Consider the following 17227-nt stretch of genomic DNA (forward strand, 5'->3'; position numbering starts at 1 on the left):
GATAGTACGAAAGCATATCGTACTATCTTGTTTATAGTATTTATTGTGCCGCAAGCTCAGCTTCTAGCATATTATTACAATCAAATGTTTGCCGGTGTAACGTTACACTAACGTCATCACCCAATTCTACTTGATATAACATGCTGAAGTCTTGCTCACTAAGTGGCGCGATATCGATACCACTTAACTGAGTAATAAGCTGTGGAATAGTATTACTATGCCCTACTACCAACACGGGGTTTTCTGCCGCACGTAATAAACCCAATAAGGTGCTGGGATCTCTTGCATCATATAAATAAATTTTACTCTGATGCTGCCGTGCTACCGGGGCACCCGTTTGCTGTGTGCGCTGATAAGCTGTTGCATATACTGCACTTATATCAGCATTAGCAAAATAACCGGCTAAAGCGTCGGCTCTGGCTTGGCCACAGCTGGTTAGCTCTGGATCAGCACCGACATTTTGCTTTTCTGCATGACGCACAAAATACAAAGTATTAGCTGTTACCTGTAGCGATATTAAACACAAAGCACCGCTAAGCAGACCCAACAAGCTAATTTTGCCAAACATAATAATATCTCCCTAGCACACTGATTTAATTCATAGTATGACAGAATAACTAGCGTAAAAAATATCGATGTGTGGTTTGAAGCGAAAAATAACCCGCTAAAATGCTACACGGTTACGGCCTTCACGTTTCGCCTGCATCATTGCTTGATCAGCACTATTTAACAGCTCATCAAACGCATTTTGTGGTAATACATCGCTTGTCGCTTGGGTTAAATCAAGCGTAGCTATGCCAAAGCTTGCGGTGCAATGTATGGTATCGCCCTTAAGACTTATACTTTGTGCATCAAAAGCAAACCGCATGCGCTGCGCCAATTGCTTAGCCTGCTTAAGCATAGTATTGGGGAGTATTATGGCAAACTCCTCACCACCAATTCTTGCTAGCGTATCTGCGGCTCTAACCAGCTGTGTTGCCAAAGCGGCAATATTCACCAACACAGTATCGCCAGCGACATGCCCAAATTGGTCATTAATCTGTTTGAAGTTGTCTAAGTCAAACATAATTAGCGAAAGGTGAGTTTTGCTACGTTGGGTTTGTTGTACTACGCGCTTACCTTGATTAAAAAACGCACGTCGATTATTTAATTGGGTTAACTCGTCAGTATCAGCCAGCTTTTCGGCCAGCGCTTTTGCATCGTATAATGCTTGCTCCATCAATTTACGCTCGGTAATATCAGTGGCTATTTCTAGCCGCACCGTTCGGCCATCAATCCAAGTAATGGCTTGATCTCGACATTGATACCAACGATTATCTTTTGGGTTTTGAATTTCCCAAACATGCGCTCCAAGCAGGCCACCGCTTTCATCGACAAGTTTCTTGTTAGTGCAAAAATCGCAAGGGCCAGTCTGACCAGGCTGAAAAACTTGATAACATTTGCGCCTTGCGATAGCACCCCAAATAGATACACCATAGTCATTTAAATACACTAACTCATGTGTCTGCAGATCTGCGACATATACCAGTGCATCGAGGCTATTAAGCACTCTATCTACGGCTTTATAGCTTTGCGCCGCTTCAGCTGGCAGCAATAATGTACTGTCAATCTCGACGTTACTGGTATCTGGGTTCATGCTTTGAAAACCATCCATGTGAATTCAATAAAAATAACATTTAACAACTGTAGCATACTTTGTATTTGTACTCAGCGGTCCTTAAATTGGAGCGCCTGGCGGTAAGGCTTTGGGTACAAAATTCGCTTGCCAAACGCCTGTATTTACATAACTTTGCCAATCACTGAGTAATTTTTGATGATCGGCATCTTTTTGTTTAGCCAGCCAAACTGCTGTATCAACCAGCTTACTATGCAATAGTGCCCTTGCTTCTGGCGCCAATTCTTTTGCATTAAGACTTTGCATTAGCTGATAAAAAGCAACATGTGCCACTCGCTGCTGTACTAGTAAATCTGCCCCTGTTAATTTTTGCTTAATAGTTGCAGTCAATACGGCATCTACCACATTACCTAATTGCTGCTGGCCGCTAATTCGGTTTAACCGTTGTGGATGCAATATTAGCTTTAGCGTATGGTTTGCCGAGGCCTCGGCTGCTGACAGTGGATCAAACGCTAACCCATAGCGGCCGTTAAAACTTTCGCGGCCGTTACTATCGCCAAATATTTTCGGCGGTATTAGCGCTAACAAACTGTCTGATAACGCCAAATACTCTGCGCTTAGGGTATTAAGCAACGCCTGCAGTGCCTGTTGTTGAGTGTTACTATCGACCCAACGAAAGCCCTTGGGTGTTTTATAATCACCTTTTAGCTCGTACTCATAATAAGCGCCGCCAAGCAATTTACTTACTGCTTCTACTTGGTACCGGTGCAATAAATAAACTGGTACTAACGCTTCTTGTAGCGACGACAGCGCCTGCCCATTAGCAAGGTTATTTAAACCGAAGTTAGCCAGCGCGACTTTACGCACATCGGCTAAGCGGTTTAGCTCAGCTACCGCATCAGCGCCACTATCCCATAAATGGCCAATAGCGCTAACACCGCCTTCTGGTCGTGCATCTTCGTCGGCCATAAACTCTAGCCCTTTAGTTCTAACCTGCGTTACAAGCTGCTGCAGCTGCGTTGTAGAATAGTCACCATAACCATAGGAAATAGCATAGTTGTCCCACTCGGCTAAACCTTCGCGATACGCGTTTTCTAAGCTTATTTTGCCATCGGTTAGTGTTACCTGCGGATGCGGGTAATCCATTACTGTGGATTGGCCGTTAGCACTGCCGGCAAAGTTATGAATAAGCCCAAGGGTGTGGCCTACTTCGTGCGCTGATAGCTGGCGAATTCGCGCCAATGCCATCGCTTTTTGCTTTTCTAGATCAACATTATCGCCAGTAAAAGGTGCCGTAAGGCCGGTGGCAATTAAAAAATCTTGCCGTACCCGCAATGAGCCTAAAGTAACATGGCCTTTAATAATTTCACCGGTGCGAGGGTCAGTAACACTGGCACCATAAGACCAACCGCGAGTGGCACGATGCACCCACTGAATCACGTTATAGCGCACGTCCATAGGGTCGGCATCAGACGGCAAATCTTTTACTTGAAACGCGTTTTTATAGCCTATTTTTTCATACGCGCTATTCCACCACGTTGCACCTTCAATTAGTGCCGTGCGCACAGGCTCTGGCACTCCTGGGTCTAAGTAATACACTATCGGCTCAACCGCTTCACTTAACGCGGCACTAGGGTCTTTTTTTACTAAACGGTGGCGAGGTAATAGCTTTTTCACTATAGGTGCATCAAAGCTAGTGGCGTAATCCATATATTCTACCGGCCAATAACCCGAGTAAGGATGAAACTCACGGCTTTGATAGCCTTCTTCAGGCAAAGCAATTAACGAATGATGTAAATGCACGCTAATAGCATGCGAAGCCGGTGTTACTTGCCTGACATACTCACCGGCATTAGTGCCGCTGTAAGTCACCAAGGCTTCAAGTTCAGTGTTTCGCTCAAAGGCTTTACTACGCGGTAAATATACACCGCTACGTTTACTATCAACGCTATAGCTACCCTGTTTTTGTGCAGCAAGGCTAGCACTTACTTGATGAATATCACTTTGCAAGAAATCGGTATAATCAACTAATACGCTTTTACCATCAGAGGCGACTACCGATAAGCCCGCAATAACCGAGCTAGCAAAGGCTTCTTCGATACTTAAACGCTCAGCACTATTATTAGATTCGGCGCGATAATAGGTGTTCAACTGCTTTAGCATCACTTTATTGCCAAAGCGTTCAAACTGCACTAACCGCGTATCGCCTAGCTGGCCACGGTCTAAACCAATATCGTTTGAACCAATGCCGCGCGGTAATGAACTTTGAAAAATAAACGGTTGGGCTAATTTATCTACTTTTAAATACAGCTTATCGTTAGTGTTATCGTGATAAAAATCAAAATAGCCGCTTTGGTGTGTCATGCCACGGGTAAAGCTAGCAATAGAGGTAAGGTTATTTACACTGGTTTTATCACTATTATTAGCGTTTGCCGCATGTACAGCAGTAACAGGTAACATTCCTGATGCTAGCAATAACAGACTTAGCAGACTGACAATCTTCATGCCTATTCCCTTTATTTTTCTAGTTAGTCGTTATAATTAGTTATCTATATCACGCAGACAGTAGCTCGCGCATTAGCGAACTACTATATAACGACTGGCGCTAGGTTAACAGACACAAAACCGCAGCTGGCCAATGGCAGTAAAATTTATTACGGTAAGTAAGATTAAGCTTAATCAGCTTATTTTTTATTCGCTAACATTCGACGCAGCGTATTATCTTTAAAGCCATAATGGTGAACTAACGCCGCAAAAGCGTGCAAGCCAATTAAATAATAACCAAGAGTACCAATCGTTTCGTGGATCTCTTTTATCTGTTTAGATAAGTCTTTATTTTCTGCTACCAATGCCGGTAGCTCAAGGCCAAAAAATGGAATAGGTTTACCGGCAAAACTGAGTATTAACCAACCGGCTATTGGCATACCCAACATTAAGCCGTACAACGCATAATGCATTAACGCAGCCACTAGTGTCTGCCAGCGCTCTATGGGTGGTGTGATGGTAGGTTTAATGCCCCCAATAAACCGAGCAACTACGCGTAATAACACTAATAACAATACCGACAAGCCCAGCATAAAATGCCAAGTTTTTAGCAGTTCACGTAATTCACTGCCTTTAGGATAAAGTTCACGTAATTCGATACAAGCATAAACCGCCGCTATTAAAATAAACATTAACCAATGTAAGCCAATTGATACCGAACTATAACGTTCAGAGGTATTTTTCCAGATCATAGTTTGCCCAACATGCTCAATAATTAAGATATAAATTTAGTGAACAAAAAGACAAAAAGCGAACCTAGCTGTATTTTTTATGATTTACATCAAACATTAATCTTATTTAATAAAGATATAAAAAAACCCAGCCTTGCAGCTGGGTTTTGTTGTTTTAACCTATTATTTAAACCTTACCGATACGCCTCTGGGCTTGGGCAAGAGCAAATTAGGTTACGGTCGCCGTAAACATCATCGATACGTGATACTGCTGGCCAAAACTTGTTTTCACTAACATAGCTAGCTGGAAACGCCGCATATTGACGCTCGTAAGCACGGTCCCACTCTGGGTCGAAAATGTCTTGCATAGAGTGCGGTGCAAACGCCAATGGGTTGTTATCCACTGTCCATTCACCGGCTACTACTTTGTCAATTTCGGCACGGATGGTGCTCATCGCTTCGATAAACTTGTCCATTTCAGCTTTGCTTTCAGACTCGGTTGGCTCAATCATCAGCGTGCCGGCTACCGGGAAGCTCATGGTCGGCGAGTGATAACCAAAGTCCATTAAGCGTTTAGCAATGTCCATTTCGGTAATGCCGCTGGCTTCTTTTAATGGACGAATGTCGATAATACACTCGTGCGCCACGCGATCGTTTGCGCCGCGGTATAATACCGGGAATAACGGATCAAGCTTATTCGCCATATAGTTAGCGTTTAAAATAGCGTATTCAGTCGCCTGTTTTAAACCCTCGCCGCCCATCATGGCAATATACATCCAGCTGATAGGTAAAATACCGGCACTACCATAAGGTGCAGCTGAAACAGCACCATTACTAGCGCCGGTACCGGCAATATTCACTACTGTGTGGTTAGGTAAAAATGGCGCTAAATGGCTTTTCACACCGATTGGTCCCATACCTGGGCCGCCACCGCCGTGTGGAATACAAAACGTTTTATGCAGGTTTAAGTGCGATACGTCTGAGCCGATGAAGCCAGGTGAAGTTAAGCCAACCTGCGCGTTCATGTTAGCACCGTCCATATACACTTGGCCGCCGTAACTGTGCACTATGTCACACAGCTCGCGAATGTTTTGTTCAAACACACCGTGCGTTGATGGATAGGTAACCATAATTGCTGCTAAGCGATCGCCCACTTCTGCGGCTTTGGCTTTTAAGTCAGCCATATCAATATTGCCGCGTTTATCGCAGTCAACCAATACCACTTCGTAGCTAGTCATAGACGCTGTAGCTGGGTTAGTACCGTGTGCAGACACCGGAATTAAACAGATATTACGATGACCTTCGCCACGGCTTTCATGGTATTTACGAATAGCTACCATACCAGCGTATTCACCCTGTGCGCCCGAGTTTGGCTGCATAGAGATATTGTCATAACCGGTAATATTAACTAACCAATCGCCCAGTTGGCTGATCATTTCGTCATAACCTTGGGCTTGGTCGCGCGGTACAAATGGGTGCAACGAGCCAAATTCAGGCCAAGTGATTGGAATCATCTCAGCGGTTGCGTTTAGCTTCATGGTGCACGAACCCAAAGATATCATTGAATGGTTTAATGATAAGTCTTTGTTTTCCAGCTTTTTGATATAACGCAGCATTTCAGTTTCACTGTGATACTGGTTAAATACTGGGTGGCCCAATACACTGCTGTTACGCACCAAATCGGCTGGAATAGACTTGCTGCCATCTTTAACAATAGCCGCATCTAACGCGTCTACGTTTAAACCGTGACCTGTGCCTAATACAATATCAAACAACTCAGCAATATCATTGCTGTTAGTGGTTTCGTTAAAGCTTACCGCTAAAGTATCGGCAACATCGGTACGCAAGTTAACACCAGCAGCTAAAGCACGCTTAATAACACCAGCGCGGTCGGTAACCTTAAAGGTAATAGTATCAAACCAATGCGCGTTAACAATTTCTATTGCTTTAGCTTTTAAGCCAGCAGCAAAAATATCGGTGCTACGGTGAATACGCTCAGCAATATTCTTCAGGCCTACTGGGCCATGATACACCGCATAAAACGACGCCATATTGGCTAACAATACTTGTGCCGTACAGATATTCGAGTTGGCTTTCTCGCGACGAATATGTTGCTCACGGGTTTGCATTGCCATACGCAGGGCCTGATTGCCGCGACGGTCTTTCGACACACCAATAATACGGCCTGGCATAGAGCGCTTATACGCATCACGGGTAGCAAAAAATGCCGCGTGTGGGCCGCCGTAAGCCATAGGTACGCCAAAACGCTGGGCAGAACCTAATACTACGTCGGCACCTAATTGACCAGGCGCTTTTAATAGCATTAATGCCATAGGATCTGTGGCTACCGCAACAATGGCTTTATTTGCCTGTAACTGGGCAATTAATGCGCTGTCGTTACGAATATCGCCATTAGTCGTTGGGTACTGAATTAATGCACCAAACACGTCATGCGCTGCCGCATCTGCCGCTTTACCTACGATGATGTCAAAGCCAAACATTTCGGCACGCGTTTTCACTACGTCGATAGTTTGCGGGTGTACATCATCGGCAATAAAGTACTGATTAGATTTGCTCTTAGTTACACGTTTAGCCAACGCCATCGCTTCTGCCGCAGCCGTTGCTTCGTCTAACAGTGACGCACTGGCTAATTCCATCGCGGTTAAATCCAGTGTTATTTGCTGGAAATTCAACAACGACTCTAACCGGCCTTGCGCAATTTCTGGTTGATATGGCGTATACGCAGTATACCAACCCGGGTTTTCTAACACATTACGCAGAATAACATTAGGCGTTAACGTCGGGTGATAACCCATGCCAATGTACGATTTGAACATTTTATTCTTGCTAGCGGCTTTTTTAATATGGGCCAGCGCGTTAGCTTCTGTCGTTGCTGGGCCAGTGGCCAGCGGCGTTTTCAAGCGAATGTCAGCTGGTAAGGTTTGCGCAATCAGTGCCTCTAGACTATCAACGCCTAGTTCACTTAACATTGCGGCCGTTTCGGCAGCATCTGGGCCGATATGGCGCTGAATAAATTCTTCGTGATTCGCAAGTTGCGACAGGGTTTTCACAGCGGAGTTGGTCATGCCTTGAATGTCCTGATAATGGTTCTAGAACGACTAAAATTAAACCCCGTGCAATACGGGGTTTAAACGAGGTGTATTTATTGGCTTACTCGTCAATAGAGTTTTTATAGCCGTCTGCATCTAACAACGCAGCAAGCTCAGCACTATCTGATACTTTAATTTTAAAGAACCAGCCATCTTCGTATGGGCTGCTGTTTACCAATTCTGGTGCATCAGCTAAAGCTTCGTTAATTTCAACAATTTCACCCGATAAAGGAGCATAAATGTCTGATGCCGCTTTTACTGACTCAGCAACGGCACAATCGTTACCTTGAGTTACGCTATCGCCTACGCTTGGTAATTCAACAAATACCATGTCGCCTAACAAACCTTGCGCATGTTCACTGATACCAACAGCATAAACGCCGTTACCTTCGTCGCGCACCCACTCGTGGCTGCTGGCATACTTTAAATTATTAGGAATTGAGCTCATTATTTAACCCTCAGATAGTCATTTATTTAATATAGTTCGTTTAGATTACGCTTTTTCCCATACGGACAAAAGCTGGCTTAATGACCTTAACTGGGATCATTTTACCGCGAATATCAACTTCTGCCACATCAGCCGTATTAGCTGGAACACGGGCAATGGCAATGCTAAAGCCTAGCGTTGGCGAGAAAGTACCTGAGGTAATTTCGCCTTCGCCGCCTGCAACCACAACGCGTTGGCCGTGGCGCAATACGCCTTTTTGTTCCATTACTAAGCCAACTAGCTTAAAGGTGCCATCGGCTTTGTGTTGTTCAATGGCTTTACGGCCAATAAAATCACGATCTTCCGGTGCCCAAGCAATAGTCCAGCCCATATTGGCTGCCAGTGGCGATACCGTTTCATCCATATCTTGGCCGTATAAATTCATACCGGCTTCTAAGCGCAGCGTATCACGCGCACCTAAACCTGCAGGTGCAACACCTGCGTCAATTAATTTTTGCCAAAAATCTGCGGCTTGCTCATTTGGTAATACGATTTCATAGCCATCTTCACCAGTGTAACCGGTAGTAGCAATAAATAAATCACCTGCTTGCTGGCCAAAAAACGGCTTCATACCATCGATGGCCTTGCGCTGCTCTGCCGTTAGTAAGGTTGCAACTTTAGCTTTAGCATTAGGACCTTGTACGGCGATATTAGCAAACTCGGTACGCTCAGTTACCTTAACATCAAAGGCTTTAGCATGGGCATTGATATGCGCTAAGTCTTTATCACGGGTAGCTGAGTTTGCCACTACACGGAATAAATCTTCTTGCAGAAAATACACGATTAAGTCATCAATGATGCCGCCAGTTTCGTTTAGCATAGGGCTATAAAGCGCTTTACCTGGCACAGTTAATTTAGCCACATCGTTGGCTAATAAATAACGCAAGAACTCGCGCGTTCTAGCACCGTGTAAATCAATGATATTCATGTGAGAGACGTCAAACATACCCGCGTCACGGCGTACCGCGTGGTGTTCTTCGATTTGTGAACCGTAATTGATTGGCATGTCCCAACTAAAGAAGTCGACCATTTTGGCACCGGCTTCTAGGTGTTTGCCATGTAACGCAGTTTGCTTAGCCATTGTTATTTCCTGCTTATTGTAAGGCCGGTACGGCGCCAAAACGTAGCGCCGCAGCACAGTCTAACTTTATGTTATGCTGCCCTGGCGGATAAAAAGGCGTCTGGATTATAGCGCAAGGTTGCGCCGGTCAACAGCCCCTAATTAATTAGTTTTTGTAATGCGACAACTACTATTACAAAAAAAACTAACTCAGGCATGGTGGCTGGTTTTGCTTTGCTCGCAGGCCAATTTAGGTAAGTCGCCACTATTACCAAGGGCTGCAGCAATGATCTTAGCTTTAAGCCACGGCCATTGATTTACGCCACTCATACCAACAGCTCGAACCAGCTTAAGTAACGGCTGTGAATTGCTGAAACCGCGTTTGAAAACTTCCATACTAGCAATTAAGGTTTGGGCTTCCGCTTTACGCCAACGCTCATAGCGCCGTAATAACCGGTTGTCGGTAAAGTCTTTGTTTTGTTCAACAGCCTCATTTATTAGTTCTGCTAATGCAGTTACATCCATTAAACCCAGGTTCATACCCTGACCAGCAAGCGGATGTACGCTGTGTGCCGCATCGGCTACCAATACTACTCGACCACGCAACCAAGTGCTGGCATAGCGCATTTTTAAGTCAAATGCCGTTGGTTGGTTTTCTAAACTGAGTACACCAAGTACTGAATTGCTCGCCGCTGTGAGTGCTTGATTAAAACCCTGAGCATCGAGCAATAATAACTCAGCAGCACGCTGTGGATTACAGCTCCAAACAATAGAGCACTGCTTAGTATTAGGCAGAGGTAATAGCGCCAGCGGGCCAGTAGGTAAAAATACCTGCCGAGCAATGGCCTGATGTGGCAGCTCGGTATTAATAGTGGCAACTATGGCTTGCTGATCATAATCCCAGTGCGTAACGGGCAGTTGCATAGCTTTACGCACCATAGAGTTAACACCATCAGCACCGACTAATAAACGGCTAAGTAATAACTGCTGCTGATTAATATTTACTAATACATCGCGCTCGCTTTGCACCACACTATTAATAGTGCAGTTAAATTCGCAGCGCACGTTAGTAAAGCTTTTAAGCTGCTGGTATAAGGCCAGGCGAATATTTTCGTTATCGCAAATCCAGCCTAAACTTTCGACGCGCTCGGTTAGCGCATCAAATTCAATGCGGGCGAAGCTGTCGGCATCCCATACCTGCATTTTGTCATACGCTTGCGCCGTTGCGACAATAGCTGGCCAAGCACCAACATGAGCAAGCACACGCTGCGAGGCCAAATTAAGCGCACTAACGCGATGTTGCTCACCTTTGCGCCCTGCTGGTTCGCTGCCCTGCTCTAACACGGCTAACGATAAACCTAACGGCGCTAACAGCAGCGCTAGCGTTAAACCCGCACTACCAGCACCAACAATAGTAATATCGACGTTTTGCATTTTAGCTCCGCAGCCCCATAGCTTGTTCAGCTAATGGGCGTTTTAATTCATCACATAAGGTCATGGCAAGCAGGCCAACATTTCTGGCGAGCGCAACGGTGCGTGAACGATTTGAAAACAGCCGCACCAAGGCATCAGTGGCGGTAGTAACCCGTTCAATATCGTGCTGACGCGCTTGCTGATATGCCCGCAACATAGTGTAACCACCAATATCATCTGGTTTAGCGGTAACTTGCCGCACTAACTCGGCGATATCTCTAAGTGCAAGATTAAAGCCTTGTCCGGCAATGGGGTGTAAATTATGCAAACTGTTGCCTAACAGTGCAACGCGATGGCGTACTATATCACCACTTACGCGCAAGCTAAGCGGGTAACTAGCGCGCGCGCCACTGGCTTTAAAAATACCGGCACGATAACCAAAGGCTTGCTGCACGCTGTGTAAAAAAGCGTCATCGTCAAGTTGCATTAAGCTGCTGGCCATTTCGGCAGTAGTGGTAAACACCAATGAAAATCGTTGTTTAGATAAGGGTAACAAGGCAATGGGGCCGTGTTCGGTAAAGCGCTCGAAAGCGCGGTGTTGATGACTGTGATTAAGCGCTAAGTTAGTAATAACCGCATGTTGCTGATAGTGGCGTTCAGTCACACTAAAGCCGGCCAATGTTCGGCTTGGCGATGCCCCACCTTCAGCAATAAGCAATAAGCTAGTTTTTATGATCACGCCACTATTTAAGGTTAACTGTTGATGTTGCTCAGTAGGCGTTATCTGGCTTATGGTATTGGGCGCAAAGCGTTTAAGTTGCTTACAGTTCGCCAGTTTTTGGCTGAGTAACGCACCTAAATAGTCTACTTCAAGCACATAACCTAATGCATGCTGCTGATATTCGGCAGCGGTTAGCTGGGTTTTACCAAAATGACCACGATCTGATACATGAATATGCTTAATAGCACAGGCGTTAGCCGCTAATTCTGGCCATAGCCCCCATTGCTGCAGTTTATTTACACTACCGGCAGCCAGCGCAATGCTACGGCTGTCAAAACTAACGGGGCTAACCTGTTCAGCTTGCTGCTCAATAATAGCCAGCTTTAACCTCGGCTGCGCGTGCAGTAACGCCCAAGCTAAGGTACTGCCGGCCATACCACCGCCGCTAATAACAATATCGAAATGCTCAGACTCAAACTGTTTATCGGCCAATTCGGCGGGCTCAAGTGGTTTATCACTCAATAGTGCGGGTTCAAACTGCTCATGAGCAAAGGGTTCTGGGCTAGGTTTACTCATTTAATGCAGTGTCTTATTGCTAGCGGTTTGGTGGCCAAACTTTTGCCCAACCTCGGTATAACAGGCCAAAACCATAATCCGAATATGCTCTAACACCAGAAAATAGGCCTCATCATTTTCTTCAACGCTACCATCATCGGTAGTATGAATATCAATACGGGTTACTTCGCTTAATTGATCCAGCGCTTCGCGAACATCGTCAGATACCAATGACAAGTCCGTTTGCTGAATGGCAAAACCAACCAAAAATGCCTGCGTCCACTCTACCATCGCGTCTAAGCGCTCAGGCAAGCTATCGTCATCACTAGGTAATAACAGGCTAAAGCTAAAGTCATTTTGTGCTAATTCTTTGGCGGTACTTTCAATTAAGCTAATTACGTGTTGTTTTACATCTTGGCTTAGCGCTTGACCGTCATGCAAAAAGTCGCTTAACACTGGCAGTATTTGCTGTGGGCTAGCCTCAACGCCAGCGCTAAGTAAACCGGCAATAATGCCGTGTACTTCAGCGGCCGACGCCATCACATAAGATTGATCTAGCTTGTACATCCACTCATCGTATGTCAGTAAAAATGGGCTATTCATATCAGTATTCATGCTTGTATTAACTGCTGTTATGCTACCACCACAGAGAAAAAGCGCCAACTTTCGCGCTAGAGTTTTAATTGCCAGTTTAAAACCTAAACAAAAGTTGCTGTAAAACCATGCAACTAGCAGCAATAATAGCAAAACTGCGATGAATGGCCTTATACAGCTAGAAATGCGGTGTTATACTCAAGCCAGTTCTCTGAATTGTTAGTGATCAGGTGAATGTCCCTGAGCCGATAATTTTTTTCACCCAGGGATTTTTTTGCGTTACCAGTGTGCAAGCCCAGCTAGTACTGGGAAGCCTGAGGTAGCCATCTGACTCCCGCCTTGAACCTAGGGTTCAAGGGCTGACATCAGACACGGCAATTTGGAGAACCCTTTTATTTTTTGCCCATTCAGGCATACTCGATAGTATTCGTTATTAAGCCATTATTACTATTGTGTCTACTCGCATAACCTTACGCCAACAGCTTAGACAACTGATCCGTCAACGACGAAAGCAACTTTCAGTGTTAGAGCAAGCAAGCGCCGCCGCAGATTTAGCAGCACAACTTACACAGAGTACACTTATTCAGCAAAGCCAGCATATTGCGCTGTATTTAGCTAATGATGGCGAACTCGATCCTTTTGCCTTAATTCAGGCGTTATGGCAGCTTAATAAGCAGGTTTATTTACCGGTATTACACCCCGTTGTTGCTGGCTATTTATTATTTGTTAAATACGACCGCGACACACTGCTTTATCCTAACCGTTTTGGCATTCCAGAGCCGCTAGTACAGTGCCATCATATTATGCCGGTGCAACTGCTCGATATTATATTTACGCCGTTGGTGGCGTTTGACGCTGCAGGTAATAGATTAGGTATGGGTGGTGGGTTTTATGACCGTACACTTTCGCAACTGCCGGCTAGCGCGCAGTGTAAAGTAATAGGTTTAGCGCATAACTGTCAGCAAGTAGATAGCGTGCCTACCGAAGCCTGGGATATTCCGTTAACGCAAATTATAACGCCGTCCAAACATTGGAAATTTAGCTAACCACTATTGTCTTGTGTATCATTTCGGCCACAACACCCGCTCTGGCTCGTCACAGCAACTCGCCCTTCTGCCGTTGGCAGGGCTCAGACACTCTGTGACGCCCAGATCGTGTTTCTGGCCTTCATTAAATGCCTGCGATATCCATTGAATTAAAACCGCAGAAAATTGTTTTCATGTTTATTCTACTTTTACCCTTTTGTCGGCAAGCCCTTTCGATATAATATCCATCTGTATGGCTAAATACTCCGCAATACCTGCACATAATAAAGAGACTGCAATGACACAAGATGAGATGAAAAAAAACGCCGCTTGGGCAGCATTAGAATTTATTCCACGCAACACTATCGTGGGTGTTGGCACTGGCTCTACGGTTAATCACTTTATCGATGCCTTAGCCAGTATTAAACAGGATATTAAAGGTGCGGTATCAAGCTCAGTGCAGTCTACCGAAAAACTTATCGCGCTAGGCATTGAAGTACTTGATTTAAACGATATTGCCAGCTTTAGCGTATACGTTGATGGTGCCGATGAAATTAACCGGCAAAAACAGATGATCAAAGGTGGTGGTGCCGCCCTTACCCGAGAAAAAATTGTCGCCGCCGTTGCTGATAGCTTTATATGTATTGTCGATTCAAGCAAGCAAGTTGAGGTACTCGGTAAATTCCCGCTACCGGTAGAAGTTATTCCTATGGCTAGCGCCTATGTTAGCCGGCAACTCATTAAACTTGGCGGCCGCCCTGTTTTGCGTACTGGTGTAACTACCGATAACGGCAATGTTATTCTTGACGTGCACGACTTAGAAATTACTCAACCACAACAGCTAGAACAGCACATTAATAGCATTGTTGGCGTCGTAACCAATGGCATCTTTGCCCAGCGCGCCGCAGATATCGTGTTAGTTGGCAGTGCCGATGGTACCCAGATTATACGCTAGCGTACCGTATTTTAACTTATTAAAGAGACCTAACATGAGCAAGTTTTCGCTAACCAAAGATAAAATTAAAATACTGTTGTTGGAAGGTTTACATCAAAGCGCGGTGCAAAGCTTTAAAAGCCAAGGCTACAGCAATATTGAGTATTTGAAAACCTCGTTACCAGAAGCTGAATTAATAGAGCGAATTAAAGATGCACATTTTATTGGTATTCGCTCTGGCACCCAATTAAATGAGCGCGTACTTGATGCAGCCCAAAAACTCGTTGCCATTGGTTGTTTTTGCATAGGCACTAATCAGGTTGATCTAACCGCTGCATTAAAGCGCGCCATTCCGGTATTTAATGCCCCGTTTTCAAATACACGTTCGGTCGCCGAGCTTGTGCTTGGCCAAATTATTATGCTACTGCGCGGTATTCCGCAGCGTAATGCGGCTGCGCATCGCGGCCAATGGCAAAAAACCGCCACTAACTCGTTTGAAGCTCGCGGCAAAACCTTGGGTATTATTGGTTATGGCCACATTGGTACGCAGCTCAGTATCATGGCAGAGAACATTGGTATGCGGGTGCAGTTTTACGATATTGAAGACAAGTTAGTTTTAGGTAATGCTACCCAAGTTGATTTTGGCACCCTACTTAAAACCTCTGATGTCATTAGCCTGCATGTGCCAGAAACGGCGCAAACTAAAAATATGATTAGCGAGGCTGAGCTAGAACTGATGAAAGCCGGCTGCGTACTCATTAACGCCTCACGTGGCACTGTTGTGGATATTAACGCACTAACCGATGCCCTGCGTAATGCTAAGTTAGCCGGTGCAGCAATTGACGTATTTCCAATAGAGCCCAAGGGTAACGATGATGAATTTATCTCGCCACTGCGTGAGTTTGATAACGTTATCCTAACCCCGCACATTGGTGGCTCTACCCAAGAAGCGCAAGAAAACATTGGCTTTGAAGTCGCAGGTAAATTAGTGAAGTACAGCGATAACGGTTCTACCTTGTCAGCGGTTAACTTTCCTGAAGTATCTTTACCTGAGCATAAAGGCCGCTCTCGCCTGCTGCATATTCATATTAACCAGCCCGGCGTGCTAACTAAAATTAACGAAGCCTTTGCCAAACACAATATCAATATTGCTGGCCAGTATTTACAAACTAATGCAGAAATCGGCTATGTAGTAATAGATATTGATTCAGACGACGTAGAGCAAGCACTTAACGAATTAAAAGCCATACCCGGCACGCTACGCGCCCGAGTATTACATTAAATAGCGCATTAAAATAAAAAACCTGCTTTATGCAGGTTTTTTTGATCTTACAATTAACGCGATATGGTAGATGAACTGATATGTTCTAAGCTGACCGTTGAAGCCCTGGACGGGTGGAAACGAGCCCCCATGGATGGGTTTACGGCGTGTCAACGTGAGCATGTCAGTTCAACCAACTCAGTTAACTTAAATTAAATTAATCTTCCTGCATTTCACTCATTAGCGTGTCGGCTAGCTCTTCTGGTAACACCACCACACCTGGGCCATCAGTGTCTGGTAACACGGCAATCGCCAGTTCATCGCCATTTAAACCAGAGGTCCACTTTTCTAACCAGGTTTCAACATCTACTGCTTGCGCAGTGCAATGTGACCATTCACCTTCAATCCACTGCTCAGCTAGCTCCGCATGCGGCCATACCGGTACACAACGCTCGTCTTCTGCGCTAACTAACACAAAGCCTTCGTCGTCAGTTAAAATCCAGATCTGCTGCAAATCGACTACTGCTTGAATAAAATAAGCATAACGCTGCTCCGCATCTAATGCGGTAATGCGGCTTAGTTCTTCAGTAGTTAATTGGTATTCCATAAATTGTTCCTGTGTTTAAATCAATAATTGCGCTAATGATGACGGATTTAACCGGTTTTTACCAACAATTATTCAGTAACCAAACCACACTAGGCCAAACAAACTTGCCACATAATTCGCAACCATATTGCCCATAACACCGCACAACCAAGCAAAAACACATTAAAGCGTAGTCTCACATTGTTAGTGCCTATATGAATAAAGGTGTGCGCCACCCGCAAAAAGACAAACGCAGCACCTAATGCAACATAAGCGGTATCAGCCAGCCCCAGCTGCAAGGTAAACAATACACTAAACAGATACAGCATCGGCATTTGAAACTGATTATCAAAATTACGGCTAGTCGCAATAACTTGCTCGTTTGCACCGGTTAAATTCATCGTTTTAAATGCGGCTATGCTAATTTCTTTATTTTTTGCTGCGCGGATCCTGCGCCGTCCCATCAGTATCATTACAACGCTGGTTAGCAGTACCTGCACAAATACCGGCAACAATATTAGTTTTTCCATTATTTACTCCTCTAAAAGCTGGCCTGAGCTTAATGTAGTATTGCTAAAGACGCTAGCGCGTTTCAGTAATTGCGCCGCACTTTTATATTTTTATTGCCAATGTTGCTATACTGCGGCGTCT

General features: G+C 44.9%; 15 protein-coding genes and 1 other RNA gene. 4 read left to right on the forward strand and 12 right to left on the reverse strand.

Annotation, left to right across the window (positions count from 1 at the left end):
• Nucleotides 1–40 precede the first annotated feature (40 nt).
• From E0Z06_RS09635 to E0Z06_RS09680, 10 genes are all read right to left on the reverse strand, one after another.
• Nucleotides 41–568, reverse strand: coding sequence for a phosphoglycerate mutase family protein (locus E0Z06_RS09635; RefSeq protein ID WP_132584141.1), 528 nt, complete (start codon nucleotides 566–568; stop codon nucleotides 41–43).
• Between the two features lie 96 nt (nucleotides 569–664).
• Nucleotides 665–1654, reverse strand: a complete 990-nt coding sequence (locus tag E0Z06_RS09640; RefSeq protein WP_207903069.1) for a GGDEF domain-containing protein — start codon at nucleotides 1652–1654, stop codon at nucleotides 665–667.
• 63 nt (nucleotides 1655–1717) lie between these two features.
• A complete protein-coding gene (locus E0Z06_RS09645; protein WP_132584143.1) occupies nucleotides 1718–4120 on the reverse strand; it encodes a zinc-dependent metalloprotease in 2403 nt (800 codons plus the stop codon).
• A 179-nt stretch (nucleotides 4121–4299) separates the two neighbouring features.
• Nucleotides 4300–4851 (reverse strand): cytochrome b, encoded by a 552-nt coding sequence (locus tag E0Z06_RS09650; RefSeq protein WP_132584145.1) that lies wholly within the window; start codon nucleotides 4849–4851, stop codon nucleotides 4300–4302.
• 173 nt (nucleotides 4852–5024) lie between these two features.
• Nucleotides 5025–7916, reverse strand: coding sequence for an aminomethyl-transferring glycine dehydrogenase (gene gcvP, locus E0Z06_RS09655; RefSeq protein ID WP_132584147.1), 2892 nt, complete (start codon nucleotides 7914–7916; stop codon nucleotides 5025–5027).
• An 85-nt stretch (nucleotides 7917–8001) separates the two neighbouring features.
• A complete protein-coding gene (gene gcvH, locus E0Z06_RS09660; protein WP_132584149.1) occupies nucleotides 8002–8388 on the reverse strand; it encodes a glycine cleavage system protein GcvH in 387 nt (128 codons plus the stop codon).
• 40 nt (nucleotides 8389–8428) lie between these two features.
• Nucleotides 8429–9508, reverse strand: a complete 1080-nt coding sequence (gene gcvT / locus E0Z06_RS09665) for a glycine cleavage system aminomethyltransferase GcvT (RefSeq protein ID WP_132584151.1) — start codon at nucleotides 9506–9508, stop codon at nucleotides 8429–8431.
• 189 nt (nucleotides 9509–9697) lie between these two features.
• Nucleotides 9698–10921, reverse strand: a complete 1224-nt coding sequence (locus E0Z06_RS09670; protein ID WP_132584153.1) for an FAD-dependent monooxygenase — start codon at nucleotides 10919–10921, stop codon at nucleotides 9698–9700.
• A gap of 1 nt (nucleotide 10922) precedes the next feature.
• Entirely contained in the window at nucleotides 10923–12197 is a 1275-nt protein-coding gene (gene ubiH, locus E0Z06_RS09675) for a 2-octaprenyl-6-methoxyphenyl hydroxylase (RefSeq protein WP_132584155.1), read from the reverse strand.
• Nucleotides 12198–12791 carry a UPF0149 family protein gene (locus tag E0Z06_RS09680; RefSeq protein WP_243695485.1) on the reverse strand — a complete coding sequence of 198 codons (594 nt, stop codon included), beginning with the start codon at nucleotides 12789–12791 and terminating at the stop codon, nucleotides 12198–12200.
• 184 nt (nucleotides 12792–12975) lie between these two features.
• Between E0Z06_RS09680 and ssrS the strand changes: the two genes are divergently transcribed.
• The 4 genes from ssrS (at nucleotide 12976) to serA (ending at nucleotide 16011) form a co-directional block, all read left to right on the forward strand.
• A non-coding RNA gene (gene ssrS / locus E0Z06_RS09685) (6S RNA) lies at nucleotides 12976–13160 on the forward strand.
• Between the two features lie 62 nt (nucleotides 13161–13222).
• On the forward strand, nucleotides 13223–13816 hold the full coding sequence (locus E0Z06_RS09690; RefSeq protein ID WP_243695486.1) for a 5-formyltetrahydrofolate cyclo-ligase: 594 nt from the start codon (nucleotides 13223–13225) through the stop codon (nucleotides 13814–13816).
• 277 nt (nucleotides 13817–14093) lie between these two features.
• A complete protein-coding gene (gene rpiA, locus E0Z06_RS09695) occupies nucleotides 14094–14750 on the forward strand; it encodes a ribose-5-phosphate isomerase RpiA (RefSeq protein ID WP_132584157.1) in 657 nt (218 codons plus the stop codon).
• 34 nt (nucleotides 14751–14784) lie between these two features.
• Complete coding sequence (gene serA / locus E0Z06_RS09700; protein ID WP_132584159.1) at nucleotides 14785–16011, forward strand: phosphoglycerate dehydrogenase; 1227 nt, start codon at nucleotides 14785–14787, stop codon at nucleotides 16009–16011.
• 196 nt (nucleotides 16012–16207) lie between these two features.
• Here serA and E0Z06_RS09705 read toward each other — a convergent pair whose 3' ends face one another.
• Together E0Z06_RS09705 and E0Z06_RS09710 are read right to left on the reverse strand one after the other, a co-directional pair.
• Nucleotides 16208–16597: a DUF2750 domain-containing protein gene (locus tag E0Z06_RS09705; protein ID WP_132584161.1), complete on the reverse strand. Its 390-nt coding sequence runs from the start codon at nucleotides 16595–16597 to the stop codon at nucleotides 16208–16210.
• Between the two features lie 89 nt (nucleotides 16598–16686).
• Complete coding sequence (locus E0Z06_RS09710; protein ID WP_132584163.1) at nucleotides 16687–17106, reverse strand: MAPEG family protein; 420 nt, start codon at nucleotides 17104–17106, stop codon at nucleotides 16687–16689.
• Between the last annotated feature and the right edge of the window lie 121 nt (nucleotides 17107–17227).

This window comes from Rheinheimera sp. D18 (assembly GCF_004345025.1).
GTDB lineage: Bacteria > Pseudomonadota > Gammaproteobacteria > Enterobacterales > Alteromonadaceae > Alishewanella > Alishewanella metallidurans.